Origin of the sequence: Xenophilus arseniciresistens (assembly GCF_028023875.1) — a bacterium.
GTDB classification, from domain to species: Bacteria; Pseudomonadota; Gammaproteobacteria; order Burkholderiales; family Burkholderiaceae_C; genus Xenophilus; species Xenophilus arseniciresistens.
Genome location: NZ_JAQIPB010000002.1, coordinates 759,215 through 782,548, shown reverse-complemented (window position 1 = coordinate 782,548; position 23,334 = coordinate 759,215). Strand labels below are relative to the sequence as shown.

At 70.2% G+C, this 23,334-nt stretch carries 24 protein-coding genes and 1 pseudogene; 19 read left to right on the top strand and 6 right to left on the bottom strand.

Annotated elements, in window-relative coordinates; translation table 11 throughout:
* Positions 1-2 precede the first annotated feature (2 nt).
* From PGB34_RS08305 to PGB34_RS08235, 15 genes and pseudogenes are all read left to right on the top strand, one after another.
* Positions 3-1,073 (top strand): ABC transporter ATP-binding protein, encoded by a 1,071-nt coding sequence (locus tag PGB34_RS08305; protein ID WP_271427585.1) that lies wholly within the window; start codon positions 3-5, stop codon positions 1,071-1,073.
* The gene (locus PGB34_RS08300) at positions 1,070-1,960 is read left to right on the top strand and encodes a carbohydrate ABC transporter permease (protein WP_271427584.1); all 891 of its coding nucleotides are present in this window, start codon (positions 1,070-1,072) and stop codon (positions 1,958-1,960) included. The genes PGB34_RS08305 and PGB34_RS08300 overlap by 4 nt, the downstream gene beginning before the upstream one ends.
* Positions 1,957-2,772: a carbohydrate ABC transporter permease gene (locus PGB34_RS08295; RefSeq protein ID WP_271427583.1), complete on the top strand. Its 816-nt coding sequence runs from the start codon at positions 1,957-1,959 to the stop codon at positions 2,770-2,772. Before PGB34_RS08300 ends, PGB34_RS08295 begins: the two co-directional genes overlap by 4 nt.
* Before the next feature lie 12 nt (positions 2,773-2,784).
* Positions 2,785-3,093, top strand: coding sequence for a DUF2160 domain-containing protein (locus PGB34_RS08290; protein WP_271427582.1), 309 nt, complete (start codon positions 2,785-2,787; stop codon positions 3,091-3,093).
* Positions 3,094-3,205: 112 nt separating this feature from the next.
* Complete coding sequence (locus PGB34_RS08285) at positions 3,206-4,942, top strand: ABC transporter substrate-binding protein (RefSeq protein WP_271427581.1); 1,737 nt, start codon at positions 3,206-3,208, stop codon at positions 4,940-4,942.
* Positions 4,943-5,119: 177 nt separating this feature from the next.
* Positions 5,120-6,118 (top strand): dialkylrecorsinol condensing enzyme, encoded by a 999-nt coding sequence (locus PGB34_RS08280; RefSeq protein WP_271427580.1) that lies wholly within the window; start codon positions 5,120-5,122, stop codon positions 6,116-6,118.
* Positions 6,115-7,257: a beta-ketoacyl-ACP synthase III gene (locus PGB34_RS08275; protein ID WP_271427579.1), complete on the top strand. Its 1,143-nt coding sequence runs from the start codon at positions 6,115-6,117 to the stop codon at positions 7,255-7,257. Before PGB34_RS08280 ends, PGB34_RS08275 begins: the two co-directional genes overlap by 4 nt.
* A gap of 6 nt (positions 7,258-7,263) precedes the next feature.
* Positions 7,264-7,659, top strand: coding sequence for a hypothetical protein (locus PGB34_RS08270; RefSeq protein WP_271427578.1), 396 nt, complete (start codon positions 7,264-7,266; stop codon positions 7,657-7,659).
* A complete protein-coding gene (locus PGB34_RS08265) occupies positions 7,656-8,672 on the top strand; it encodes a BtrH N-terminal domain-containing protein (RefSeq protein WP_271427577.1) in 1,017 nt (338 codons plus the stop codon). Before PGB34_RS08270 ends, PGB34_RS08265 begins: the two co-directional genes overlap by 4 nt.
* Before the next feature lie 33 nt (positions 8,673-8,705).
* On the top strand, positions 8,706-9,614 hold the full coding sequence (locus tag PGB34_RS08260) for an ABC transporter ATP-binding protein (RefSeq protein WP_271427576.1): 909 nt from the start codon (positions 8,706-8,708) through the stop codon (positions 9,612-9,614).
* A gap of 9 nt (positions 9,615-9,623) precedes the next feature.
* A pseudogene (locus PGB34_RS08255) lies at positions 9,624-9,953 on the top strand (DUF1016 N-terminal domain-containing protein); the annotation flags it as partial.
* Between the two features lie 122 nt (positions 9,954-10,075).
* Positions 10,076-11,278 carry an ABC transporter permease gene (locus PGB34_RS08250; RefSeq protein WP_271427575.1) on the top strand — a complete coding sequence of 401 codons (1,203 nt, stop codon included), beginning with the start codon at positions 10,076-10,078 and terminating at the stop codon, positions 11,276-11,278.
* The gene (locus PGB34_RS08245; RefSeq protein ID WP_271427574.1) at positions 11,278-11,565 is read left to right on the top strand and encodes a phosphopantetheine-binding protein; all 288 of its coding nucleotides are present in this window, start codon (positions 11,278-11,280) and stop codon (positions 11,563-11,565) included. The genes PGB34_RS08250 and PGB34_RS08245 overlap by 1 nt, the downstream gene beginning before the upstream one ends.
* Before the next feature lie 25 nt (positions 11,566-11,590).
* Positions 11,591-12,709, top strand: coding sequence for a beta-ketoacyl synthase N-terminal-like domain-containing protein (locus PGB34_RS08240; protein WP_271427573.1), 1,119 nt, complete (start codon positions 11,591-11,593; stop codon positions 12,707-12,709).
* Entirely contained in the window at positions 12,706-13,221 is a 516-nt protein-coding gene (locus tag PGB34_RS08235; protein WP_271427572.1) for a hypothetical protein, read from the top strand. The genes PGB34_RS08240 and PGB34_RS08235 overlap by 4 nt, the downstream gene beginning before the upstream one ends.
* On the opposite strand, the gene PGB34_RS08230 is transcribed toward PGB34_RS08235, so the two are convergent.
* Entirely contained in the window at positions 13,215-13,628 is a 414-nt protein-coding gene (locus tag PGB34_RS08230; protein WP_271427571.1) for a BLUF domain-containing protein, read from the bottom strand. The two genes, PGB34_RS08235 and PGB34_RS08230, sit on opposite strands and share 7 nt — an antisense overlap.
* A 162-nt stretch (positions 13,629-13,790) precedes the next feature.
* Between PGB34_RS08230 and PGB34_RS08225 the strand changes: the two genes are divergently transcribed.
* Positions 13,791-14,240 (top strand): hypothetical protein, encoded by a 450-nt coding sequence (locus PGB34_RS08225; RefSeq protein WP_271427570.1) that lies wholly within the window; start codon positions 13,791-13,793, stop codon positions 14,238-14,240.
* Positions 14,241-14,250: 10 nt separating this feature from the next.
* On the opposite strand, the gene PGB34_RS08220 is transcribed toward PGB34_RS08225, so the two are convergent.
* From PGB34_RS08220 to PGB34_RS08200, 5 genes are read right to left on the bottom strand one after another with little or no spacing between them, the layout of a single operon-like run.
* The gene (locus PGB34_RS08220) at positions 14,251-14,901 is read right to left on the bottom strand and encodes an HD domain-containing protein (protein ID WP_271427569.1); all 651 of its coding nucleotides are present in this window, start codon (positions 14,899-14,901) and stop codon (positions 14,251-14,253) included.
* Positions 14,898-15,968, bottom strand: a complete 1,071-nt coding sequence (gene mltB, locus PGB34_RS08215) for a lytic murein transglycosylase B (protein WP_408647851.1) — start codon at positions 15,966-15,968, stop codon at positions 14,898-14,900. Before mltB ends, PGB34_RS08220 begins: the two co-directional genes overlap by 4 nt.
* A 41-nt stretch (positions 15,969-16,009) precedes the next feature.
* Positions 16,010-18,043 (bottom strand): transglutaminase family protein, encoded by a 2,034-nt coding sequence (locus tag PGB34_RS08210; RefSeq protein ID WP_271427568.1) that lies wholly within the window; start codon positions 18,041-18,043, stop codon positions 16,010-16,012.
* Positions 18,040-19,068, bottom strand: a complete 1,029-nt coding sequence (locus tag PGB34_RS08205; protein WP_271427567.1) for a DUF58 domain-containing protein — start codon at positions 19,066-19,068, stop codon at positions 18,040-18,042. The genes PGB34_RS08210 and PGB34_RS08205 overlap by 4 nt, the downstream gene beginning before the upstream one ends.
* Positions 19,069-19,075: 7 nt before the next feature.
* Positions 19,076-19,996: an AAA family ATPase gene (locus PGB34_RS08200; RefSeq protein WP_271427566.1), complete on the bottom strand. Its 921-nt coding sequence runs from the start codon at positions 19,994-19,996 to the stop codon at positions 19,076-19,078.
* 139 nt (positions 19,997-20,135) lie between these two features.
* On the opposite strand from PGB34_RS08200, the gene PGB34_RS08195 reads away from it, so the two are divergent.
* The 3 genes from PGB34_RS08195 to PGB34_RS08185 all read left to right on the top strand — a co-directional run bounded on the left by PGB34_RS08195 (position 20,136) and on the right by PGB34_RS08185 (position 23,323).
* Positions 20,136-21,092 carry a histone deacetylase family protein gene (locus tag PGB34_RS08195; protein WP_271427565.1) on the top strand — a complete coding sequence of 319 codons (957 nt, stop codon included), beginning with the start codon at positions 20,136-20,138 and terminating at the stop codon, positions 21,090-21,092.
* 77 nt (positions 21,093-21,169) lie between these two features.
* Complete coding sequence (locus PGB34_RS08190) at positions 21,170-22,414, top strand: mechanosensitive ion channel family protein (RefSeq protein WP_408647853.1); 1,245 nt, start codon at positions 21,170-21,172, stop codon at positions 22,412-22,414.
* 159 nt (positions 22,415-22,573) lie between these two features.
* Entirely contained in the window at positions 22,574-23,323 is a 750-nt protein-coding gene (locus tag PGB34_RS08185; RefSeq protein WP_271427564.1) for an electron transfer flavoprotein subunit beta/FixA family protein, read from the top strand.
* Positions 23,324-23,334: the final 11 nt, after the last annotated feature.

Here is a 23,334-nt window from a genome sequence, read left to right as displayed (position 1 = left end):
GCGTGGCCCGCATCGACCTCGACCTGGCCCATGCCTACCGGCCCGATCCGAAGCAGGACAGCGACTATGCGCTGCTGCCGCTGAAGATGAGCTTTGCCGACGGCGGCGCCTATGCGCTGCTGGGGCCCTCGGGCTGCGGCAAGACGACGATGCTCAACATCATCTCGGGGCTGCTCGCGCCTTCGCAGGGCAGTGTCAGCTTCGACGGGCGCGACGTCACGCGGCAGACGCCGCAGCAGCGCAACATCGCGCAGGTGTTCCAGTTTCCCGTCATCTACGACACGATGACCGTGGCGCAGAACCTCGCCTTTCCGCTGCGCAACCGGGGCATGCCGCAGGCGCGCATCCGCGAGCGGGTGGGGCGCATTGCCGAGATGCTGGAGCTGTCGGGCCAGCTGGGCCAGCGCGCCGCCGGCCTGGCGGCCGACGCCAAGCAGAAGATCTCGCTGGGCCGCGGCCTGGTGCGCGAGGACGTGTCGGCTGTGCTCTTCGACGAGCCGCTCACGGTGATCGACCCGCACCTCAAGTGGCAACTGCGGCGCAAGCTCAAGGAAATCCACCGCGAGCTCAAGCTCACGCTGATCTACGTGACGCACGACCAGGTCGAGGCGCTGACCTTCGCCGACGAGGTGGTGGTGATGTCGCGCGGCCGCGCGGTGCAGGTCGGCACGGCCGAGGCGCTGTTCGAGCGGCCGGCCCACACCTTCGTGGGCCACTTCATCGGCTCGCCGGGCATGAACTTCCTGCCCGCCGAATGCAGGGGCGGGCGCCTGCAGGTGGCCGGCATCGAGCTGGCCGCGCCGGTGTCGCTGCCCGACGGGCCGCTCAAGGTGGGCATCCGCCCCGAGCACCTGAGCCTGAGCACCGAGCACCATCCGGGCGCGGTGCCGGCCACGGTGCGCAGGCTGCAGGACATCGGCACTTGCAAGCTGCTGACGGCGCAGGCGCAGGGCGGCGACATGAAGGCCCGGCTGGCCAATGGCACGGCGCTGCCGGCCATCGGCCAGACCGTGTGGCTGCAGGTGCTGGACCTTCGCACCTGCTTCTACCGCAACGAGGAGCTCGTTTCATGAACACGACCGTCAAGCCCGTCAACCAGAAAGCCTGGCTGCTCGTGCTGCCGGTGTTCATCTGCGTGGCCTTCTCGGCCATCCTGCCGTTGATGACGGTGGTGAACTACTCGGTGCAGGACATCATCTCGCCCGAGCGTCGCGTGTTCGTGGGCACCGAGTGGTTCGCCTCGGTGATGCGCGACGACGAGCTGCACGCGGCGCTGCTGCGGCAACTGGGCTTCTCGCTGGCGGTGCTGCTGGTGGAGATTCCGCTGGGCATCGTGCTGGCCCTGTCGATGCCGGCCACCGGCTGGAGGGCTTCGGCGGTGCTGGTGGTGGTGGCGCTGTCGCTGCTCATTCCCTGGAACGTGGTGGGCACCATCTGGCAGATCTACGGCCGCGCCGACATCGGCCTGCTGGGCTACGCGCTGCAGAAGCTGGGCGTGGACTACAACTACACCGGCAACGCCACCGACGCATGGGTCACCGTGCTGGTGATGGACGTGTGGCACTGGACGCCGCTGGTGGCGCTGCTGTGCTTTGCCGGCCTGCGCTCCATTCCGGATGCCTACTACCAGGCCGCGCGCATCGACGGCGCCAGCAAGTTCGCGGTGTTCCGTTACATCCAGCTGCCCAAGATGCGCGGCGTGCTCATGATCGCGGTACTGCTGCGCTTCATGGACAGCTTCATGATCTACACCGAGCCCTTCGTGCTCACCGGCGGCGGCCCGGGCAATGCCACCACCTTCCTCAGCCAGTACCTCACGCAGAAGGCCGTGGGCCAGTTCGACCTGGGGCCGGCCGCGGCCTTCTCGCTGATCTACTTCCTGATCATCCTGCTCTTGTGCTTCATGCTCTACAACTGGATGCAGCGGGTGGGCGCGCAGGATACGGAGGCGAAGGAATGAACGAGCAAAGACGCTTTCGCAAGCGCAGCATCTTCCTGCTGCTGTACCTCCTGTTCGCGCTGTTGCCCATCTACTGGATGGTCAACATGAGCTTCAAGACGAACGAGGAGATCCTCTCGAGCTTCTCGTTCTTCCCGGCGCAGTTCACCTGGGCCAACTACGTGCGCATCTTCACCGACGCGTCGTGGTACTCGGGCTACATCAACAGCCTGATCTACGTGGCCATCAACACGGTGATCTCGCTCACGGTGGCGCTGCCGGCGGCTTACGCCTTCTCGCGCTACTCGTTCCTGGGCGACAAGCATGTGTTCTTCTGGCTGCTGACCAACCGCATGACGCCGCCGGCGGTGTTCCTGCTGCCCTTCTTCCAGCTCTACACCACGGTGGGGCTGATGGACACGCACCTGGGCGTGGCGCTGGCGCATCTCTTGTTCAACGTGCCGCTGGCGGTGTGGATTCTCGAAGGCTTCATGAGCGGCATTCCGCGCGAGATCGACGAGACGGCCTACATCGACGGCTACTCGTTCCCGCGCTTCTTCCTCACCATCTTCCTGCCCCTCATCAAGGCGGGCGTGGGCGTGGCGGCCTTCTTCTGCTTCATGTTCAGCTGGGTGGAACTGCTGCTGGCGCGCACGCTCACCAGCGTGAACGCCAAGCCCATCGTGGCCACCATGACGCGCACCGTGAGTGCATCGGGCATGGACTGGGCCACGCTGGCCGCCGCGGGGGTGCTGACCATCGTGCCCGGCGCGATCGTCATCTGGTTCGTGCGCCACTACATCGCGAAGGGCTTCGCGATGGGGCGGGTCTGAAGGAGAACGCACATGCTCGACTGGATGGTCTGGACCACCCCGGTGGCGGTTTTCTTCTGCTGCATCGCGCTCATGCTCGTGGGCATGACGGTGTGGGAAATCAAGTCGCCCACCACCTTGCGCCGCGGCTGGCTGCCCATCGAGACCACGCGCGGCGACCGGCTCTTCATCGGGCTGCTCACGGCGGCCTACATCAACCTCGCCTTCGTGGGCCTGGCCGGCAAGCTGCAGGAATGGCTCAGCCTGGATGCGGAGCCTTCCATCTGGTGGGGCTTCGGCATCTCGATGGCCGCGCTGCTGCTGATCATGCGCAAGGGCTGAGGAGGGCCGCGCGCCGACCCGCTTTGTTTCCAGCATTCGATCCGGCTTTCCGCTGCCCCGAGGCCGGTCTGAATACCCAGGGAAGGGGGCAGCACCAACTGGAGACATTGCTATGGAGATGCGCCACACCGCATTGGTTCTTGCCGTCGCAGTCTTGTGCGCCGGGCAGCAGGCCGCATGGGCAGGGGAAGCCGAGGCCAAGAAGTGGATCGACAGCGAGTTTCAGCCTTCCACCTTGAGCAAGGAGCAGCAGGCCGCCGAGATGAAGTGGTTCATCGACGCGGCCGCCAAGCTCAAGGCCAAGGGCGTCAATGAAATCTCGGTGGTGTCCGAGACCATCACCACGCACGAGTACGAATCCAAGACCCTGGCCAAGGCCTTTGAGGAAATCACCGGCATCAAGGTCAAGCACGACCTGATCCAGGAAGGCGACGTGGTCGAGAAGCTGCAGACCTCGATGCAGTCGGGCAAGTCGATCTACGACGGCTGGATCTCCGACTCCGACCTGATCGGCACGCACTACCGCTACGGCAAGATGATGAACCTGACCGACTACATGGCCGGTGCGGGCAAGGAATTCACCAACCCCGGGCTCGACATCAAGGACTTCATCGGCACCAAGTTCACCACCGCGCCCGACGGCAAGCTCTACCAGCTGCCCGACCAGCAGTTCGCCAACCTCTACTGGTTCCGCGCCGACCTGTTCGACCGCAAGGACCTGAAGGACAAATTCAAGGCCAAGTACGGCTACGACCTGGGCGTGCCGCTGAACTGGAGCGCCTACGAGGACATCGCCGAGTTCTTCAGCGTCGACGTCAAGACCATCGACGGCAAGCCCATCTACGGCCACATGGACTACGGCAAGAAGGACCCCTCGCTGGGCTGGCGCTTCACCGACGCCTGGCTGTCGATGGCCGGCACCGCCGACGTCGGCAACCCGAACGGCCTGCCCATCGACGAATGGGGCATCCGCGTGGCCGACGACAAGTGCACGCCGGTGGGTGCCGCAGTCTCGCGCGGCGGCGCGACCAACTCGCCGGCCGCCGTCTATGCGCTGACCAAGTACATCGACTGGATGAAGAAGTACGCGCCCAAGGAAGCCACGGGCATGACCTTTGGCGAGGCCGGCCCGGTGCCCGCGCAGGGCCAGATCGCGCAGCAGATCTTCTGGTACACGGCCTTCACGGCCGACATGACCAAGAAGGGCCTGCCGGTGGTGAACGAGGACGGCACGCCCAAGTGGCGCATGGCGCCCGGCCCGAACGGCCCGTACTGGAAGCAGGGCATGCAGAACGGCTACCAGGACGTGGGCTCGTGGTCCTTCTTCAACGGCCATGACGCCAACAAGACCGCCGCGGCCTGGCTGTACGCGCAGTTCGTCACGGCCAAGTCGGTGTCGCTGAAGAAGACCATCGTGGGCCTGACGCCGATCCGCGAATCGGACATCCAGAGCAAGGCGATGACCGACATGGCGCCCAAGCTGGGCGGCCTGGTCGAGTTCTACCGCAGCCCCGCGCGCGTGGCCTGGACGCCCACCGGCACCAACGTGCCCGACTACCCCAAGCTGGCCCAGCTGTGGTGGAAGAACGTGGCCGAGGCCGTGACGGGCGAGAAGACGCCGCAGAAGGCGATGGACAACCTGGCCGACGAGATGGACAACGTGATGGCCCGCCTGCAGCGCGCCGGCATGGCCCGGTGCGCGCCCAAGCTCAATGCCAAGGGCGACCCGAACAAGTGGCTGAGCGACCAGCATGCGCCGTGGAAGAAGCTGGCCAACGAGAAGCCCAAGGGCGAGACCATCGAGTACGCCAAGCTGCTGAGTGCCTGGAAGGAAGGCAAGGTGCGCTGAGCGCCGCGCTCCCGCCTTCCTGCCGCCCGCATCGCCCTGCGGGCGGCGGCCGCAGCCGCGCCGCGAGGCGCGGCTTTTTTACTCGGTGCGCGCGGGGCGGTCCGCCTTCGTGCCCCGGGATGCGCTTCGCGTACATTTTGACGACCTTTGCCTGACTTTTTGCCTGCCTTGCCGCCCGTGACGACCGACCTCCAGAGCCCCGCCCAGGTGCCCAAGCGCGTACTGGTGCTGCGCTACTCGCAGACCGGGCAGCTCGACGCGGTGACCGACCGGCTCATCGCGCCGCTGCGCACCGACCCCGCGCTCTCGCTGACCGAGCTGCGCCTGGTGCCGCAGACGCCTTTTCCCTGTCCGTGGCCGCTGCTGCGTTTCTTCGACGCCTTTCCGGAATCGGCCCACCTCGCGCCCGGCCCGCTGCAGCCGCTGGCGCTGTCGAGTGACGAGCGTTTCGACCTGGTCATCCTGCCCTGGCAGGTGTGGTTCCTCGCGCCTTCGCAGCCCATCACGGCCTTCCTGCAGCATCCGCTGGCCGCGCGCGTGCTGCGCGGCGTGCCGGTGGTCAGCGTCATCGCCTGCCGCAACATGTGGATGCTGGCCTTCGACAAACTGCGCGGCCTGCTCGAGGGCTGCGGCGCGCGCCTGATCGACAACGTGGTGCTGACCGACCCCGGCCCCACCTGGGCCACCTTCATCACCACGCCGCGCTGGCTGCTGACCGGGCGCCGCAACGCCTTCTGGGGCATGCCCGCGGCGGGGCTGAACGCGGCGCAGATCGAAGGCTGCGCGCGCTTCGGCCATGCCCTGCGCGCGGCCCTGGCGCGCGGCGACGAGCGCGGCAGCGGCCCGCTGCTGGCGGGCCTGGGCGCGGTGCGGGCCGACGCGCGGCTGTACGTCAGCGAAAAAGCCGGCACGCGCAGCTTCTACCTCTGGGGAAAGCTGATCCGCGCCGTGGGCGGCGCGGGCAGCGCGGCACGCCAGCCGCTGGTGGCGCTGTACGTGCTGTTCCTGATCGTGCTGATCCTCACGGTGGTGCCCATCAGCATGACTGTGCAGGCGCTGGCCAGGCCCTGGTGCCGCGGGTGGCTGCATAGAATCCGCGCCCAATACGAATTGCCTTCCGGTTCGGCCACCGCCTCCGATGCACCGGCTGCCTCCGACCGCTGTCCCCCGCCATGACGATCGACGTCTTTCTGACGCGCACTGCCGCCTTCCTGCCTTTCTCGCCCGTGGACAACGAAGAGATGGAGGCCCGCCTGGGCCAGGCGGGCGACAGGCCTTCGCGCGCGCGCCGGCTGGTGCTGCGCAGCAACGGCATCGCGCAGCGCCACTACGCCATCGACCCGGCCACGGGCGAAGCGGCCATGAGCAACGCCCAGCTCACGGCGCAGGCCGTGCGCGCGCTGGGCGACGTGCAGGAGATCGGCCCGGTCGACGTGCTGGCCACGGGCACTTCGCTGCCCGACCAGCTGATGCCCGGCCATGGCGTGATGGTGCACGGCGAGCTGGGCTGGCCGCGGCTGGAGGTCGTTTCCTGCGCGGGCGTGTGCCTGGCGGGCACGGCGGCCTTCAAGCACGCCTGGCTGGCGGTGCGCGCAGGCGACGCGCGGCGCGCCGTGGCCACGGGCTCGGAGCTGTCGTCTTCCTTCATGCGCGGCGCGAACTTCGAGTCCGAGCTGGCGCACCGCGTGGAGCAGCTAGAGACCCGGCCCGAGATCGCCTTTGAAAAGGACTTCCTGCGCTGGATGCTCTCCGACGGCGCAGGCGCCGTGCTGCTCGAGCGCGAACCGCGCGGCCCGCGGCCGCTGCGCGTGGACTGGGTCGAACTCAGCTCGGCCGCCCACGAACTGCCCGTGTGCATGTACGCCGGCGGCGAGCGCGACGCGCAGGGCCGCCTGCAGGGCTACATGCGCACGCCGCCCGAGCAATGGGCCCGGCAATCCACCTTCGCCGTCAAGCAGGACGTGCGGCTGCTCAACGAGAACATCGTGCGCGCCACCCTGCGCGAGCCGCTGCTGGCGCTGATGCACAAGCGCCAGCTGCAGGCGCAGGCCATCGACTGGTTCCTGCCGCACCTGTCTTCGCATTACTTCGCCGATCCCGTGGCCCAGTGCCTGCAGGAGATCGGCCTGCCGATCCCGCGCGAGCGCTGGTTCACCAACCTCGCGAGCAAGGGCAACACCGGCTCGGCCTCGCCCTACATCATGCTCGACGAACTGCTGCGCTCGGGCCGCGTGCGGCCGGGCCAGCGCCTCTTGATGTTCGTGCCCGAGAGCGGGCGCTTTTCCAGCGGCTTCATCCACTTAGAGGCCCTCTGATCCGCCATGCGCCTGGACGACGTACCGCAGGAAGGCAACGCCACTTTGGGCGGCCACCGCAAGCTCATGTACGCGCGCGACGCGCAGGGCCGCAGCGTGACCGTGGGCTCCCAGGGCTGGGAGGCCGAGGAGATCTGCACCCTGCATGCGGTCGATGCGCTGGTGCAGCTGGCCGAGGCCGCGCGTGAACGCGTGCGCGCGGGCAGCGCCTCGCCGCTGGAGTACTGGATGTATGCGCGCCGCATGGACGCGGCGCTGCTGTCGCAGACCAGCGGCTTCTGGCAGTGGCGCGTGCGGCGGCACCTGACGCCCGCGGGCTTCGCACGGCTGTCGGCCGCGCAGCGCGCACGCTACGCGCAGGCGCTGGGCCTGGATGTGCAGGCGCTGGGAACCGTGCCATGAGCCAGACGAACACCACCACCGCCGCCGCCACGCCGGCCTTCGAGCACCTGCATGCCGCGCACTGCGAAAGCGGCGTGATGGCCAACATGCTGCGCCACCACGGCGTGCCCATGACCGAGAGCCTGGCCTTCGGCCTGGCGAGCGGACTGGCCTTCGCCTACCTGCCTTTCGTCAAGCTCTCGGGCTTGCCGCTCATCTCGTACCGCATGCCGCCGCGGGCCATCATCAAGGGCCTGCTGGCGCCGCTGGGCGCGCGCTTTCGCTTCCAGACCTTCGCCACGCCCGAGGCCGGCCAGCAGCGGCTGGACGAGCTGCTCGCGCGCGGCCAGAGCGTCGGGCTGCAGACCTCGGTCTACTGGCTGCCCTATTTCCCGCCCGACATGCGCTTTCACTTCAACGCGCACAACCTGCTGGTCTACGGCAAGGAGGGCGACGAGTACCTGATCAGCGACCCGGTCTTCGAAACCCCCATGCGCTGCAGCGCGGCCGACCTGGCGCGTGCGCGCTTCGCCAAGGGCGCGCTGGCGCCCAGGGGCCTGATGTACTGGCCCGAAGCCATCGCGCGCAAGGCCCCCACGCCCGACGCGGTGCTGCGCGCCATCCGCACCAACGCGCGGCGGCTGCGCGCACCCATCCCGCTCATCGGCGTGCGCGGCATGCGCATGCTGGCCGGCAAGCTCGAGAAGCTGCCGCCGGGCGAGCCCTTCACCGTCGCCTACATCGGCCACCTGGTGCGGATGCAGGAAGAAATCGGCACCGGCGGCGCGGGCTTTCGCTTCATCTACGCGGCCTTCCTGCAGGAAGCCGCGCAGATCACCGGGCGCGACGTGCTGCGCAGCTTCTCGGACCGGCTCACGGCCATCGGCGACGACTGGCGCGCGTTTGCGCTCAAGGCCGCGCGCATGGTCAAGGGGCGCGAAGCGGTCGACCCGCCCGCGCTGGCCGCGCTGCTGCGCCAGCAGGCCGCGCAGGAAGACGCCTTCTTCGCCGAGCTGGGCCGCGCAGCACGCTGAACGCGGCGCCGCTTTTTTCTTCTTCCAGCACGCATGCTCGCCATCGACGGCCTGTACCACCGCTATGCGGGCGCCAGCGCGCCGGCGCTCGACGGCGTGCAGCTGCAGGCCGCGCGCGGCCAGGTGCTGGGCCTGCTGGGCCCCAATGGCGCGGGCAAGACCACGCTGATCTCGCATCTTTCAGGCGCGCTTGCGCCGCAGCGCGGGCAGATCACCGTCGATGGCCAGCCGCTGGCCGCGGTGCGTGCACGCACGCCCACGCGCATCGGTGTGGCGCCGCAGGAACTGGCCTTCTACCCGCCGCTCACGGTGATGGAAAACCTGGCCTGCTTTGCAGCCGCCTGCGGCCTGCGCGGCGCCCGGCGGGCCGGGCGCATCGCGGCCTGCCTGGACTTCGCGCGGCTGCAGCCTTTTGCCGACGTGCGCGCGGAGCAGCTCTCGGGTGGCCTCAAGCGGCGCCTGAACCTGGCCATCGCGCTGCTGCCCGAGCCCGAGCTGCTGCTGCTGGACGAGCCCACCGTCGGCGTGGACCCGCAGTCGCGCGCCTTCGTGCTCGACGCCATCCGCGCGCTGGCCGATGCCGGCACGGCCGTGATCTACGCCTCGCACTACATGGAGGAGATCGAAGCCATCGCCGACCGCGTGCTGATCCTGGACCATGGCCGCGTGCTGCGCGACGGCCCGCTGGACGCGCTGCTGGCCGAAGGCGCCACCGTGCTCACCCTGCGCGCCGATGGCTTGAGCGCCGAGCGCCTGCAGCGCTGGGGCCAGGTGGAGCAGGGGCCCGACCCCTGGTGCCTGCGCCTGGCCGCACACCAGCGCCCCAGCGCCGTGCTGGTGGCGCTGGAGGCCGAAGGCGTGGACGTGCGCCAGGCCGAGTTCGGCCGCGCGAGCCTGGAGCAGCTGTTCATGGCGCTCACGCACCGGGCGTTGCGGGACTGAGGTGCGGGCATGAGCGAGCAGCGCACGCCACCCACGCCAAGACAGGCCGGTTATGCGGCCGTCCACACCGGCATCGTCACGCTGCTGGAGGCGGCTCGCCACGCCGCTGCGCGCAGCGTCAATGCGCTGATGACGGCCAGCTATTGGGAGATCGGCCGGCGCATCGTCGAATTCGAGCAGGGCGGGCAACAGCGGGCAGCACGCGGGCAACAGCTCTTGCAGCGCCTCTCGAAGGACCTGAGTGAGCGCTTTGGCCGTGGCTTCAGCGTCGACAACCTCGAGCAGATGCGGCTGTTCTATCTGGCTTACCCGCCCCAGAGGATTTCCGAGACGCTGTCTCGGAACAGGGCGCAGGCTCTGGGCACTCTCTCATCCGAGACGCCGTCTCGGAATATGGACAAGACGCGGCGGCAACTGGAGACGCAGCGCATGGCACGCGGCGGACTTGAGGAGGGCGGCGCATGAAGGCCGAATCCTCAAGCGTCCTGCGCGCCTGGCGCTTTGCCATGCTCGCCGCCCTGATCCGCAAGGAACTGCTCGCGCTGCGGCGCGACGTGCATGGCCTGGCCGTGCTCTTTGCCATGCCGGCGGTGTTCATCGTGATCATGTCGCTGTCGCTCAAGGAGTACTACAGCCCGCCGCTGACCACGCTGCGCTATGCGCTTGACGTGCAGGACCGCGGCGTGCCCGCGCAACTGGTGCGTGCGGCCTGGCTGCGCACCCATGGCGATCCGCTGCCGCTGCCGGCCGACTGGCCCGAGGCCCTGCGCAGCGGCCGCCTCAAGTACGTGGTGCAGCTGCAGGCGGGCCTGTCGGACGCGCTCGAATCCGAAAGCCTGCCGCGCAGCGCCCACGTCCAGTTGCTGGCCGAGCCCGGCATCGACGGCCATCTGCTCAATGCGCTGCGCGCCGAACTGGTGGGCGCGGCCGGCGAGGTGAAGGGGCGGCTGGCCTTCCAGGTGGCGGGCGCGCCGCTGGTGGGCGATGGCGACTCGATGGCCGTGCTGGTGCAGGCCCGGCGCTTTGCCGGCGCCAGCGTGCGGCCCACGGCCGTGCAGCAGAACGTGCCGGCCTGGCTGGTGTTCGCGATGTTCTTCGTGGTCGCTTCCATGGCCTCGCTGGTGGTGCAGGAGCGCGCCACGGGCGCGCTGGGCCGGCTGCAGAGCCTGGGCGTGCCGCGCGGCGTGATGCTGGCCTCCAAGGCCTTGCCCTACCTGGGCATCAACGCCCTGCAGGCGGGGCTGATGCTGGCCCTGGGCCTGTGGGGCGTGCCCGCGCTGGGCGGCGATGCGCTGTCGCTGGCCGGCGTGCACATCGGCGCGCTGCTGCTGGTGCTGGCCGCCATCAGCCTGGCGGCCGTGGGCCTGGCGCTGGCCCTGGCCTGCCTGGTGCGCACCCATGCGCAGGCCGCCACGGCGGGGCCCGCGCTCAACGTGGTGATGGCCGCCATCGGCGGCATCATGGTGCCCACCTTCGTCATGCCCGAGTTCATGCAGCGCGTGGCCCAGGCCTCGCCCATGAACTGGGCGCTGGAGGCGCTGATGACCGTGCTGCTGCGCGGGGGCAACTGCATGGATGTGGCCGCGCCCGTGGGCCGGCTGGTGCTGGGCGCCGCGCTGCTGTTCGCGCTGGCCGCCTGGCTGTTTGGAAAGAGAACGCGCTGATGACGCCCACCGCGATGGACCGCACCACCCTGATGGCCGAGCTGCCCGCCATGCTGCTGGCCGCCGTCGAACGCGCCGAGCCGCCCGGCGGCCTGCAGCCCGAGGAGCCGCTGTTCGGCCCCGACGCGCGGCTGGACCTGGACTCGCTGGACGCGCTGCAGCTGTCGATGGCCATCCAGAAGCGCTATGGCGTGCGCATGCCCGACAGCAAGGAAACCCGCCGCGCGCTGCAATCGCTGTCGCACCTGGCCGATCACCTGCTGGCGCACATGCGCGCGCAGGCTTGAACATGCGCACTGCGCGCGAAGCCGCATGAGCGAGCAAAGCGCACAACGCCTGCCCGTGCATGTGGCCGGCCGCGGCCTGGTCAGCAGCCTGGGCTGGGGCTGGGCTGCGGCCCGGGCCGCGCTGCAGCGGCCGCCGGCCGACGCCGGCTGCGTGGAGGTCGCCCCCGGCCATCGCTGGCCCCTGCATCGCCTGCCGCCGCTGCCCGGCCCATGGCAGGCGCGGCTGGCGCAGGCCGTGCGCGCCGTGGTGGCGCAGACCGGCCTGCAGCCGCAGCCGGGCATGGCGCTGTTCATCGGCTCCTCGTCGCTGGACATGGGTTACGAGGAAGAGCAGGCGGGGCTGCGCGCCCCGGCCTTCGCGGGTGACCTGCACAGCTTTGCCGATGCGGTGGCCCGTGCATTGGACTGGCCCGGCCCGGTGTTCTGCTTCTCCTCGGCCTGCACCTCGTCGGCGCAGGCCCTGATGGCCGCACGCGACTGGCTGCAGGCGGGCGAAGGCAGCGACGCGCTGGTGCTGGGTGTGGAGATGGACAACCTGTTCACGCCGGCCGGCTTCGGCGGGCTGCAGCTGCTGTCGCCGCTGCGCGCGCGGCCCTTTGGCGCGCAGCGCGACGGCCTGGTGCTGGGCCAGGCCGTGGCGGCGCTGCACCTGTGCACGGCGCCCACACGCTGGCGCCTGGCGGGCGCGGCCCATGCCGTGGACGGCAGCCAGCCCACCGGCGCCGCGCCGCAGGCCATCGAAGCCGCGGCGCGCGCCGCGCTGGCCCAGGCGGGCTGCACGCCGGCGCAGCTCGGCCTGGTCAAGCCACAGGCGGCCGGCAGTCCGGGCAACGACGCGGCCGAGGCGCAGGCCCTGCACGCGCTGTTCGGCGCGCAGGGCGTGCCGCCGCTGATCGGTTTCAAGCCCTGGATCGGCCATTGCATGGGGGCGTCGGCCGCCGTCGAGCTGGCGCTGCTGCTGGGCTGCTTGGAAGAGCGCCTGTGGCCCGCCGCGCTGGCGCCGGATGCACAGCCCGATCCGGCGCTGAACCTGCGCTGGCTGGCTCTGCACGAAGCGCCGGCATCGCTGGCGCGCGTGCTCTTCCACACCATCGGCTTCGGCGGGGGTCACAACGCCTGGGTTCTGGAGGCGCAGCCTTCATGACACGGCACCCGCTGCCACTGCACATGCCCGGCTGGCGCCTGTGCGCGCACGTGGGCCAGGCCGCGCCGCCTGCGCACTGGCGTGAGGCGCTGGCGCAGATGCTGGGCCATCGCCCGCGCCGCCTGGGCGAATGGACCGAGCTGGCGCTGTATGGCGCGCTGGGCTGCCTGCAGGCGGCTGGCGAAACGCAGCTGCCGCCCGCCGCGCGGCTGCGCCTGCTGAGCCGGGGCGGCCCCGCACAGGCGCAGCGCGAGGCGCTTGCGCAATGGCAGGAAGACCTGCCCATGCCCTTCACCTTCATGCAGAGCCAGCCGGCCATCACGCTGGCGGCGCTGGCGCAGGGCCTGGGCTGGCAGGGCGATGCGGCCTTCCTGGCCATGCGGGGCGAGGGGCCGGCCGCGCTGACGGCCCTGGGGCTGGCCGGGGCGGCCGATGCCGGCCTGCTGCTGGGCCGGGTGGAGGCCGGGCCGGATGGGCTGCGCAGCGAATGGTGGCGCTGGGTGCGTCAGTAAGGCGCGGCGGCCGGTTCCTCGCTGCACCAGGCCGGGAACAGAGCCTTGACCTGCTCGCCCGACAGCGCCCGGTGGCCGTCGACCAGTTCGGTGGTCAGGGCCTGGCGCGTGTCGTCGTGCAGGTAGCTCAGCGGAAAGCCCACGTAGGAACGGGTGGTGCGGGCCTGCTCGAAGAGCACGCGCATCCGGGTGTGCCGCGGGTCCATCGCAATGCGCGCCATGGTGGCGTCCACCGCCTTGGCGGGGCCCTCCAGCAGATGGGTGTAGTTGCGGCCGTCGAACATCAGCACGGCGGTGATGCGCTCGCGTTCATTGGCCGCGCGCGCCAGCGGGATGAGGGCTTGCAAATGACGGGGGGCCCGGTGGCGCTGCGCTCTGCTGACGTAGAGCACGGTCTTGATCGACATGGTGGGGGCGGCGTGGAGACAGGGCAGGGTTTTGCACCGGCGAGCCTAGTGGGCCGGGCCGCGCCTGGGTATCCCCCAAATTGGTGATTTACGCGTGGGGTGTGTCGCTGCCGTGACGGGCATGGAGCGCCTTCGCGCCGCGGGCGACTGCTACATTGGCTCATGCAAAAAACCCTGCTCGCGTGTGCGGCCGGCATGCTGGCCACGGCATGCGCGACGGCCAGGCCAAGCCTGCCCGAAGACGACTATGCCTTTCTGGGTTTTGGCCTGGCCAAGGCGGCGGGTTGCGCGCAGCAGGGCCACATGCCGCCCGAGCTGGCGGCCCGGGGCCGCAACCTGGTGCTGAGCGTGATCAACGCGCACACATACGACCGCTGGAAGCTGCAGCGGCATGTGGAGCTGGCCGCCCAGAGCCCCAGCTCGCCGGAGTTCTGCCGCCAGATGGGGCAGGGCCTGGAGGAAGCGCTGGCCCAGGCGCAGACGCGGGTGACCGCGCAAGCCCGGGAGGGCCAGGTCGGCCTGCAGCTGCGCGAGAAGGCGGGCTGGGCGCCGCCGCAGATCCGCTATTGCAACCGGGTCGGTTCGCAGACGGTGTGCAGCAGCGCCGACTGAGGCCGCGCGCTCAGCCGGGCGTGCCGCTGGCCGCGATGGCCTGCGTCAGATTCACGCGCGCCTGCGCTTCGCAGCGCGCATGCAGGCCGGGTGTCTGGTAGATGGGGTCGCGCGCCAGGAAGCTGCCCAGGATGCGGCGGCGCCGCGGCTCGAAGACCTCGGGCGGCACATGGGCGTACTCGCGCCGGATCTGGGCCTCGTACTGCGCGAAGCGCGCGGGCGCGGCGCCCAGGATGGCCAGGTCGATGTCCACCAGCAGCTGCGCGTCGGGGTCGATGGGCGCGGCGGCTGTGGCCTGGTGGCAGGTGGCCATGACGAGGGCATGCACGCGCGCGATGGCGTCGGCCGGCACGCGTGCCTCCTGCAAGGCACGCACGGCCCATTCGGCGCTGCGGGCCTCGTTGTCGTCGGCCTGCAGCGCGTACACCGCGTCGTGGAAGAACAGGCCCAGCGCCAGCTCGCCCGGGCGCCGGGCCAGCGCGCGCTCGCGGGCCAGCGCGTCCAGGCATTCGCCCAGGTGCTGCAGCGTGTGGTAGTGGCGCCAGGGTTCGGACCAGGCGGCGGCCAGGGCCTCGAACAGGCCCTCGGGCGCGCTCAGGCCCAGGTCCTGCCAGGCCTGCTGCCAGTGCGCGTGCAGGGCGGGGGATGCGGCAAGGGTCATTGCGCCAGCGCCGCCTTCACTTCGGCGCCCAGGTCCAGCACCGACATGGCGTAGTAGCTGCTCCAGTTGTAGCGCGTGATGACGTAGAAGTTCTGCGTGCCCGCCACATAGCTGGGCGCGTCTTCGCCGTTGCGCAGCTCGATCAGCGCGAGCAGGCCCGGGTGACTGAGGGCCGGGCCCTGCAGCTGCGCGCCCGCCGCCACGAAGCTGTCGGCGCTGAAGGTGGGCAGGATGTCGGGCGCCATGAGCACATCCATCTTCAGCCGCGCGGTGTCGAGGCGCACGGGGTAGACGCTGGGCATGCCGGGCTGCCAGCCGAAGGCCTTGAAGTAGTTGGCGACCGAGCCGATCACGTCCTGCGGGTTGCCCACCAGGTCGATGCGGCCGTCGCGGTCGTAGTCCACCGCGTACTTGGCGATGCTGCTGGGCATGAACTGCGGCATGCCCATGGCGCCGGCATAGCTGCCCAGCGGCGTGAGCGGGTCGGCGTGGGTGCGGCTGCCGGTGTCCAGGAAGCTTTCCAGTTCCTCGCGGAAGAAGGCGCGGCGCTGCTCGGCGCGCGGGTGTGCATCAGGGAAGTCGAAGGCCAGCGTGGCCAGCGCGTCGATGACGCGAAAGCGCCCCATGTCGCGGCCGTAGATGGTCTCGACGCCGATGATGCCCACGATGATCTCGGCCGGCACGCCGAACTCGCGCTCGGCGCGCGCCAGGGTGGTGGCGTTGTCGCGCCAGAAGCGCGCGCCCGCGGCGATGCGCACGGGGTCGATGAAGCGGCTGCGGTAGACGCGCCAGTTCTTCTGCGTGGGCGTGCGCGCGGGCAGCATGAGCCTGGGCACGTTGGGCAGGAAGCGGGCCTGGCCGATGGTCTGGCGCACCCAGGCGCTGTCCAGCCCGCGCCGCGCCGCCACTTCATCGGCAAAGGCCATGGCGTCGGCGCGCGTGGCGTAGGGCGTGCTGCCGCGCACGGGGTTGGCGGCCTGGGCCTGGGCTGGCAGCGGTGCCAGGACGGTGGTGGCCAGGCCGAGCAGGGCGGCCGCCAGGGTGGAGCGCAGGGCGGGGCAGAGCATCGGCACCATTGTGCCGCGCGGCCGGTGCCGGCCCGCGCGCATCAGCGACGGATGGGGCGGATCTGCTGGAGTTCGCGCCGCAGCGCCGCCAGGCCCGCGGGCGAGGGCTCGCGCCCGTAGCGCCAGGCCTCCAGGCGCAGCAGCCAGTCGCGCAACGGGGCATGGGCCTGCGCATCGGCCTCGCGCGCCAGGCGCTCGGCCATCTGGCGCGGCGCGGCATGGGGCGGCAGTTCGATGCCGGTCGCGGCCAGCCGCGCGCGCGCCTGGGCCAGCAGGCGCAGCCACGGGTCGGTGCGCCGGCGCTCCCACAGCGCCCAGCCGCCGACGGCCAGGCTGCCTGCGGCCAGCAGCACCAGCAGCACCCAGGCCAGGTCGGCCAGGCTGGGGCTGTCAAAGCCCAGGCGCTTGAGCAGATCGAGCTGGCGGCTCTGGGTGTAGTTGAGCACCCACTGGTTCCAGTGGTTGTTCAGCGCTTCCCAACTGGCGCGCAGGTTCTGCATCAGCGTGGGGCTGAAGGCGCCCACGGCCGAGGCCATGAAGCCCGGCTGCGGCGCCAGCCGGCGGAACTGGCCGATGCGCTCGGGCGAGATGGCGCCCGTCGGGTCCACGCGCACCCAGCCGCGACCTTCCTGCCAGACCTCGGCCCAGGCATGGGCGTCGCTGTTGCGCAGGGTCCAGTAGTTGTCGACCGGGTTGACCTCGCCGCCCTGGAAACCCGTGACGATGCGCGCCGGCACGCCGGCCGCGCGCATCAGCACCGCAAAAGCCGAGGCGATGTGTTCGCAGAAACCGGCCTTGTGCACGAACCAGAATTCGTCGGCCGTGTTCTCGCCGTAGATCTCAGGCTCCAGCGTGTAGCCATAGCCTTCGGTGCGCAGCCGCGTCAGCGCCATCTGCACCAGGCGCGGCGTGAGGTCGCCTTCGGGCTGTGCGGCACGGGCCTGCGTGAGCAGTTGCTCGGCCAACGCGCGCGTCTGCGGGTCGCGCCCTTCGGGCAGCGCGGTGTAGCGCGCCAGGCTTGGCACGCGGCGCAGCGGCCCGTGCGTGAATTCCAGGTGGCTTTGGGCGCGCAGGCGCAGCAGGTCGCCCAGCGGCCGGTTGGCCAGCCATTGCAGCTCGGGCGTCTGGAACACGCGCAGGTTGCCCGGCACCTCGGGCGCCTGGGCCACGGCGTCCAGCATCAGCAACCAGGGGCGGTTGCTGGGTTCGAGCGTGATCTCATAACCCACCGCCTGGCCGCGCACGCTGAGATTGCCGGGCAGGCCGACGCGCTCCCAGGGCTGGTCGGCGCGCCACTCGCGGCCATCGAACTGCGAGAGCACGGGGCCGCGGAAGTACAGCTGATTGCGCGGCGGAACGATGTCGTCGTCGAAGCGCACGCGCGCGGCGATGGTGTCGTCGAGCACCAGCGAGGCGATGGTGCCCACCTGCATGGTGTTCGACAGCCCGCTGCGGCCGGTCATGTTGTCGTTGGGCGTGCCCCACAGCGGCGACAGGCGCGGAAAGAACATGAACAGCGCCAGCATCAGCGGTGCGCCGGCCAGCGCCATCCAGCCCGCGGTGCGCGCGGCCTGCATCAGCGGCGGCCGGCCCGCGGGCATGTGCGCGTTGACCAGCGCCGTGAGCAGGCCCAGCAGCGCCAGCAGCATGGCTGCGGCCGTGAGCAGCGACTGCGACCAGAAGAAGTTGGTCAGCATCGCGAAGAAGCCCAGGAAGAAGATGACGAACGCATCGCGCCGCGCGCGCAGCTCCAGGGTCTTGAGGGCCAGCAGCACCACCACCAGGGTCACGCCCGCTTCCTTGCCCAGCAGGGTGCGGTGCGAGGCCCAGGTGGCCAGCAGCGCCAGCACCAGCAGGCCGGCGCGCCACCACAGGCTGGGCAGCGTGCGCGAGCGCAGCGCCAGCGCGCCGCGCCACACGAGCACGGCCAGCGCCAGGCCCACGCACCACAGCGGCAGGTGGCCCACCTGGGGCAGCAGGATCAGCGCGATCACCCCCAGAAGGAACAGCGTGTCGCGGGCCTCGCGCGGCATCTCGCCGAAGAGGCGTGCGCGCAGGGCGAGGGTTGGGCTCATGCTGTTGCCAAGGCTTCGAGGCAGGCGCGCTTGTGCGCTTCGCCCTGGTCCGGCCCAAGCGTGCGCGCACCCAGCTGCAGGCCGTATTCCAGCCCCAGCCGATCAGCCTGCAGCACCCAGGCCGTCAGGCGCGACAGGCGCGCTTCGTGGTCGGGCAGGCCGGTGGCGGCCGGCTCCAGCCACAGCTCGTGGCGCTGGGCCATGGCGGCGTCGCGGCTGACCAGCTCGTCGGAGCCCGCGGCCTGCGCGCGCGCCGCCTTCTTCCAGACCACCAGCTTGAGCGGATCGCCGCGGCGGTAGGGCCGCACGCCGTCGTACTCGCCGGCGCCCTGCGTGCTGGCCGAAGCCATGGCCTGGCCGCCGCGCGGCTGGCCGGCCGGCAGCGGCGGCGGATGGGCTTCAGGCTGCGGGTAGACCAGCATCTGCGCCGCGGGCCGCCACACGGTCCAGACGCGGAAGGTGCCCAGCGGAAAACGGGTCTCGGCTGTGAGCGGCGGCATCGCATGCCAGCCGCGGCGCGGCGGCTGGAAGGCGATCTCGACCGTGGACTGGCCCTGGCCCGGCACGTCGGTCCAGGCCCAGGCGATGGGGGCCGCGGCCTTGCGCCGGCGCGGGCCATGCACGGCCAGGCCGATGCCGTAGCGCGTGCGGCGCCGCGCGTTGTGCAGCACCACGCGCAGCAGCGCCGCGCTGCCGGCGTACTGCGGCGTGGGCGGCAGCAGGTGCAGGTCCAGCCCGCGCAGCGTGCCGTGGCCCACCTGCATGCCCACGGTCGCGCAGCCGGCCAGCAGGAAGGTGAGCAGGTAGCCCAGGTTGAGCTGGTAGTTGATCGAGGCCAGCAGCAGGATGGCCAGCGTGGCCATCAGCATCAGCCCCGCGCGTGTGGGCAGGATGTAGACGTTGCGCTGGTTCAGGCTGATCTGGTCGCTGGGCGCCAGCCGGGCCAGGAACCAGGCGTCCACACGCTGGCGCAGGCCGCGGGCGGCGGCGCCCTGCGCGGTGGAAGAGGCTGCCGCGACGGCCATCGCGGCTTCAGGGCAAAGGCGTGGCCGCCACCATGGCCCGCACCTGCTCCACCGCGCCGCGGCCCGCGTCGCCCACGGGCGTGAGGCGGTGGGCGATGGTCTGGGGCAGCACGGCCTGCACATCGTCGGGGGCCACGTAGTCGCGGTTGGCCAGCAGGGCCTGCGCCTTGGCCGTGCGCAGCACCGCGATGGAGGCGCGCGGCGACAGGCCCTGCAGGAACCAGCGGCCCGAGCGCGTGGCTTCCACCAGGTCCTGCAGGTAGTTGAGCAGCGGCTCGGCCGCATGCACCTGCAGCACGCGCTGCTGCAGCGCATGCAGCTCGGCGGCCGTGAGCAGTGCGGGCAGCTCAGTCAGCATCTCGCGCCGGTCGCGGCCCGAGAGCAGCTCGCGCTCGGCCGCGCGGTCGGGGTAGCCCAGCGAGATGCGCATCAAAAAGCGGTCCAGCTGCGACTCGGGCAGCGCGAAGGTGCCCAGCTGGTCCAGCGGGTTCTGCGTGGCGATCACGAAGAAGGGGCTGGGCAACGGGCGGGTCTCGCCTTCGACCGTCACCTGCTTTTCCTCCATGGCCTCGAGCAGCGCGCTCTGCGTCTTGGGACTGGCGCGGTTGATCTCGTCGGCCAGCAGCACCTGCGTGAACAGCGGGCCCGGATGGAACACAAAAGCCTGCTGGCCGCGGTCGTAGATGGCCACGCCCGAAAGATCGCCCGGCATCAGGTCGGAGGTGAATTGCACGCGCGAGAACTGCAGCCCGAAAGTGTGGGCCAGGGCATGGGCCAGCGTGGTCTTGCCCACGCCCGGCACGTCCTCGATCAGCAGGTGTCCGCCGGCCAGCAGGCAGGCCACGCAGTCGCGCACCTGCGCCTGTTTGCCGACGATCACCGTGTTAAGCTGATTCAGCAGACTGGCGAGCTTGGCAGCGACGTCCATTTTTGTATCCATCTGCAAACGATAGCGCATGCCCACGCAAGCCTTCATGTCGTGTGGTCATGGCTGAACCGACTCAATGAGACAAGAAGCTCCGCGCGTGCCGCGGCCCGTGCCAGTCACAGCGGAGCTGCCCCCATCCATGGCAAGCACCGGCTACTTCATCCACCGCGACTTCTGGCAGCATGAGATGGGAGGCGGTCACCCGGAATGCCCGGCCCGCCTGGACGCGATCGAGGACCGTCTGCTGCTCACGGGCGTGGCCGATGCACTGGCGCGGCGCGAGGACATCCCGCTGGCCACCTTGGCCCAGATCACGCGCGCACACAGCGCCACGCACCTCGAAACCCTCGAGGCGCTGCACCAGCGCCTGGTGGCCGATGAATCGGCCGGCGGCCCCACCCATGCGCAGGTCGACCCCGACACCGCCCTGAACCGCCGCACCCTGCTGGCCGCGCGCCGCGCCGCGGGAGCCGCCATTGCCGCCACCGATGCCGTGCTGGCCGGCGAACTGGGCAATGCCTTTTGCGCCGTGCGCCCGCCCGGCCACCATGCCTGCCGCGAGCAGGCCATGGGCTTTTGCTTCCTCAACAACGTGGCCATCGCGGCGCGCCATGCGCTGGACGCGCATGGCCTGTCGCGCGTGGCCATCGTCGACTTCGACGTGCACCACGGCAACGGCACCGAGGACATCCTGGCTGGCGACGAGCGCGTGCTGATGGTGGGCATCTTCCAGCATCCCTTCTACCCCTTCAGCGGCACCGAGCAGCCGGCGTCCAACATGCTCAACCTGCCCGTTCCGGCCTACACCAAGGGCATGGACGTGCGCGAGATGATCGACTGCATCTGGATGCCGCGGCTGGAGGCCTTCCGGCCGCAGATGGTCTTCATCAGCGCGGGCTTCGATGCGCACCGCGAAGACGAGATGGGCCAGCTGGGCCTGACCGAGAACGACTTCGTGTGGATCACCGACCGCGTCATGGACGTGGCGCGCAGGCATGCGAACGGCCGCGTCGTGTCCATGCTGGAGGGCGGCTACGCGCTCGATGCGCTGGCGCGCAGCGTCGAGGCCCATGTGCGCGTGATGGCCGAGCTGTGAGTCCGACCGGCACCGAAGCCCTGCGCGCCGTCCAGCCCGTCAGCGACTGGGCCGGCTTTCTTCAACGCCTGCAGCAGATCGACGCCCACAGCCTGGCGCTGGAGGCCGGCCTGGTGCTGCTTTGCCTGGCCCTGGCCTGGGGCGTGAGCCGCTGGTTCGGCCGCGACCAGCCGCGCGACTCCATCTGGTTCGGCGCCCGCATCTTCGACGGCCTGCTGTTCCCGCTGCTGGCGCTGGTCTTCCTGGAGCTGGCGCGGCGCGGCATGTCGCAGTTCCAGCCCGTGCTGCTGCTGCGCATCGGCGTCTCGGCCTTCCTGGCGCTGGCGCTGATCCGCCTGGTGGCGCGCGTGCTGCGGCTGGCCTTCCCGGCCTCGGCACTCGTGCGGCTGGTGGAGCGCACCGTCTCGTGGCTGGCCTGGCTGGGCGCGCTGCTGTGGATCGTGGGCCTGCTGCAGCCCGTGGTGCAGGAGCTGGACCAGATCACGCTGGGTTTCGGCAAGAACAGCGTAAGCCTGCGCATGCTGTTTGAGGGCCTGCTGTCGGCCGGCATCGTGCTCACCCTGGCGCTGTGGGTGGCGGCCACCATCGAAAAGCGCGTGCTGCGCGAGGCCGTGACCGACCTGTCCATGCGCAAGGTGGCCTCCAACGCGGTGCGCGCGCTGCTGCTGCTGATCGGCCTGCTGTTCGCGCTCTCGGCCGTGGGCGTGGACCTGACGGCGCTGTCGGTGCTGGGCGGCGCGCTGGGTGTGGGCCTGGGCTTTGGGCTGCAGAAGCTGGCGGCCAACTACGTCAGCGGCTTCGTGATCCTGCTGGAGCGCTCCATTCGCATCGGCGACAACGTCAAGGTCGACGCCTTCGAAGGCCGCATCACCGACATCAAGACCCGCTACACGCTGATCCGCGCCGGCAACGGGCGCGAGGCCATCGTGCCCAATGAGTCCCTCATCACCAGCCGGGTCGAGAACCTCACGCAGGCCGACCTCAAGTTCGGCCTGGTCACCGTGGTGGTGGTGGACGGCGGCGCCGACGTCGAGCAGGTGCAGCGCATCCTGGTCGAGGCGGCGCAGGCGCAGCCGCGCGTGATGCGCGAGCCTGCGCCCGTGGCGCACTTCACCAACTTCGCGGCCGACGGGCTGGAGTTCACGCTGAACTACTGGGTGCCCGACCCGGACAAGGGCAAGGACAACCTGCGCTCGGCCGTGAACGCCGCGGTGCTCGCGGGGCTGCGGGCCGCCGGCATCGAGATTCCCGGGCCGCAGCGCGTCGTGCGCGTGACAGCGCTGCCCGATGGGCACTCGACGTCGCGTGAGCCTGGCCTATAATTTTGTTGAAAAGCACGGTCGTGCTTTTTTGGCCATCCGTTCGCATCGCAGGCCCTGCCAGGGTGTCTGGAATGCAAAGCCTGCGCGGGGCGCTGCCTAGAATGATTGGCTGCCCCGGATATCTCAGCACCGGTTTCTCAATTCATTGGAGTTCTGCTCATGAAGGTTCTGGTCCCCGTCAAGCGGGTTGTGGATTACAACGTGAAGGTCCGCGTGAAGTCGGACGGCACTGGCGTGGACATCGCCAACGTCAAGATGAGCATGAACCCCTTCGACGAGATCGCCGTGGAAGAGGCGGTGCGCCTGAAGGAAAAGGGCGTGGTCACGGAAGTGATCGCGGTCTCCTGCGGTGACGCCAAGTGCCAGGAAACGTTGCGCACGGCCATGGCGATTGGCGCCGACCGCGGCATCCTGGTCGAAACCACCGAAGAACTGCAGCCCCTGGCCGTGGCCAAGCTGCTCAAGGCCCTGGTCGACAAGGAACAGCCCGGCCTGGTGATCCTGGGCAAGCAGGCCATCGACGACGACGCCAACCAGACCGGCCAGATGCTGGCGGCCCTGACGGACCTGCCCCAGGCCACCTTCGCAAGCAAGGTGGAAGTGGCCGGCGACAAGGTCAACGTCACGCGCGAAGTGGATGGCGGCCTGGAAACCCTGAGCCTGAGCACCCCCGCAGTCATCACCACCGACCTGCGCCTGAACGAGCCGCGCTATGTGACGCTGCCCAACATCATGAAGGCCAAGAAAAAGCAGCTGGACACCGTCAAGCCCGAAGACCTCGGTGTGGACGTCGCGCCTCGCCTGAAGACCCTCAAGGTGGTCGAGCCCGCCAAGCGTGGCGCTGGCGTGAAGGTGCCCGACGTCGCCGCCCTGGTCGACAAGCTCAAGAACGAAGCCAAGGTCATCTGAGGCCGAAGGAA

Bases quoted from the DNA above. Each gene is read 5' to 3' on its own strand.
- PGB34_RS08300 (WP_271427584.1), top strand. From the start codon at position 1,070: ATGAACACGACCGTCAAGCCCGTCAACCAGAAAGCCTGGCTGCTCGTG.
- PGB34_RS08295 (WP_271427583.1), top strand. From the start codon at position 1,957: ATGAACGAGCAAAGACGCTTTCGCAAGCGCAGCATCTTCCTGCTGCTG.
- PGB34_RS08290 (WP_271427582.1), top strand. From the start codon at position 2,785: ATGCTCGACTGGATGGTCTGGACCACCCCGGTGGCGGTTTTCTTCTGC.
- PGB34_RS08285 (WP_271427581.1), top strand. From the start codon at position 3,206: ATGGAGATGCGCCACACCGCATTGGTTCTTGCCGTCGCAGTCTTGTGC.
- PGB34_RS08275 (WP_271427579.1), top strand. From the start codon at position 6,115: ATGACGATCGACGTCTTTCTGACGCGCACTGCCGCCTTCCTGCCTTTC.
- PGB34_RS08270 (WP_271427578.1), top strand. From the start codon at position 7,264: ATGCGCCTGGACGACGTACCGCAGGAAGGCAACGCCACTTTGGGCGGC.
- PGB34_RS08265 (WP_271427577.1), top strand. From the start codon at position 7,656: ATGAGCCAGACGAACACCACCACCGCCGCCGCCACGCCGGCCTTCGAG.
- PGB34_RS08260 (WP_271427576.1), top strand. From the start codon at position 8,706: ATGCTCGCCATCGACGGCCTGTACCACCGCTATGCGGGCGCCAGCGCG.
- PGB34_RS08250 (WP_271427575.1), top strand. From the start codon at position 10,076: ATGAAGGCCGAATCCTCAAGCGTCCTGCGCGCCTGGCGCTTTGCCATG.
- PGB34_RS08245 (WP_271427574.1), top strand. From the start codon at position 11,278: ATGACGCCCACCGCGATGGACCGCACCACCCTGATGGCCGAGCTGCCC.
- PGB34_RS08240 (WP_271427573.1), top strand. From the start codon at position 11,591: ATGAGCGAGCAAAGCGCACAACGCCTGCCCGTGCATGTGGCCGGCCGC.
- PGB34_RS08235 (WP_271427572.1), top strand. From the start codon at position 12,706: ATGACACGGCACCCGCTGCCACTGCACATGCCCGGCTGGCGCCTGTGC.
- PGB34_RS08230 (WP_271427571.1), bottom strand. From the start codon at position 13,628: ATGTCGATCAAGACCGTGCTCTACGTCAGCAGAGCGCAGCGCCACCGG.
- PGB34_RS08225 (WP_271427570.1), top strand. From the start codon at position 13,791: ATGCAAAAAACCCTGCTCGCGTGTGCGGCCGGCATGCTGGCCACGGCA.
- PGB34_RS08220 (WP_271427569.1), bottom strand. From the start codon at position 14,901: ATGACCCTTGCCGCATCCCCCGCCCTGCACGCGCACTGGCAGCAGGCC.
- mltB (WP_408647851.1), bottom strand. From the start codon at position 15,968: ATGCTCTGCCCCGCCCTGCGCTCCACCCTGGCGGCCGCCCTGCTCGGC.
- PGB34_RS08210 (WP_271427568.1), bottom strand. From the start codon at position 18,043: ATGAGCCCAACCCTCGCCCTGCGCGCACGCCTCTTCGGCGAGATGCCG.
- PGB34_RS08205 (WP_271427567.1), bottom strand. From the start codon at position 19,068: ATGGCCGTCGCGGCAGCCTCTTCCACCGCGCAGGGCGCCGCCGCCCGC.
- PGB34_RS08200 (WP_271427566.1), bottom strand. From the start codon at position 19,996: ATGGACGTCGCTGCCAAGCTCGCCAGTCTGCTGAATCAGCTTAACACG.
- PGB34_RS08195 (WP_271427565.1), top strand. From the start codon at position 20,136: ATGGCAAGCACCGGCTACTTCATCCACCGCGACTTCTGGCAGCATGAG.
- PGB34_RS08185 (WP_271427564.1), top strand. From the start codon at position 22,574: ATGAAGGTTCTGGTCCCCGTCAAGCGGGTTGTGGATTACAACGTGAAG.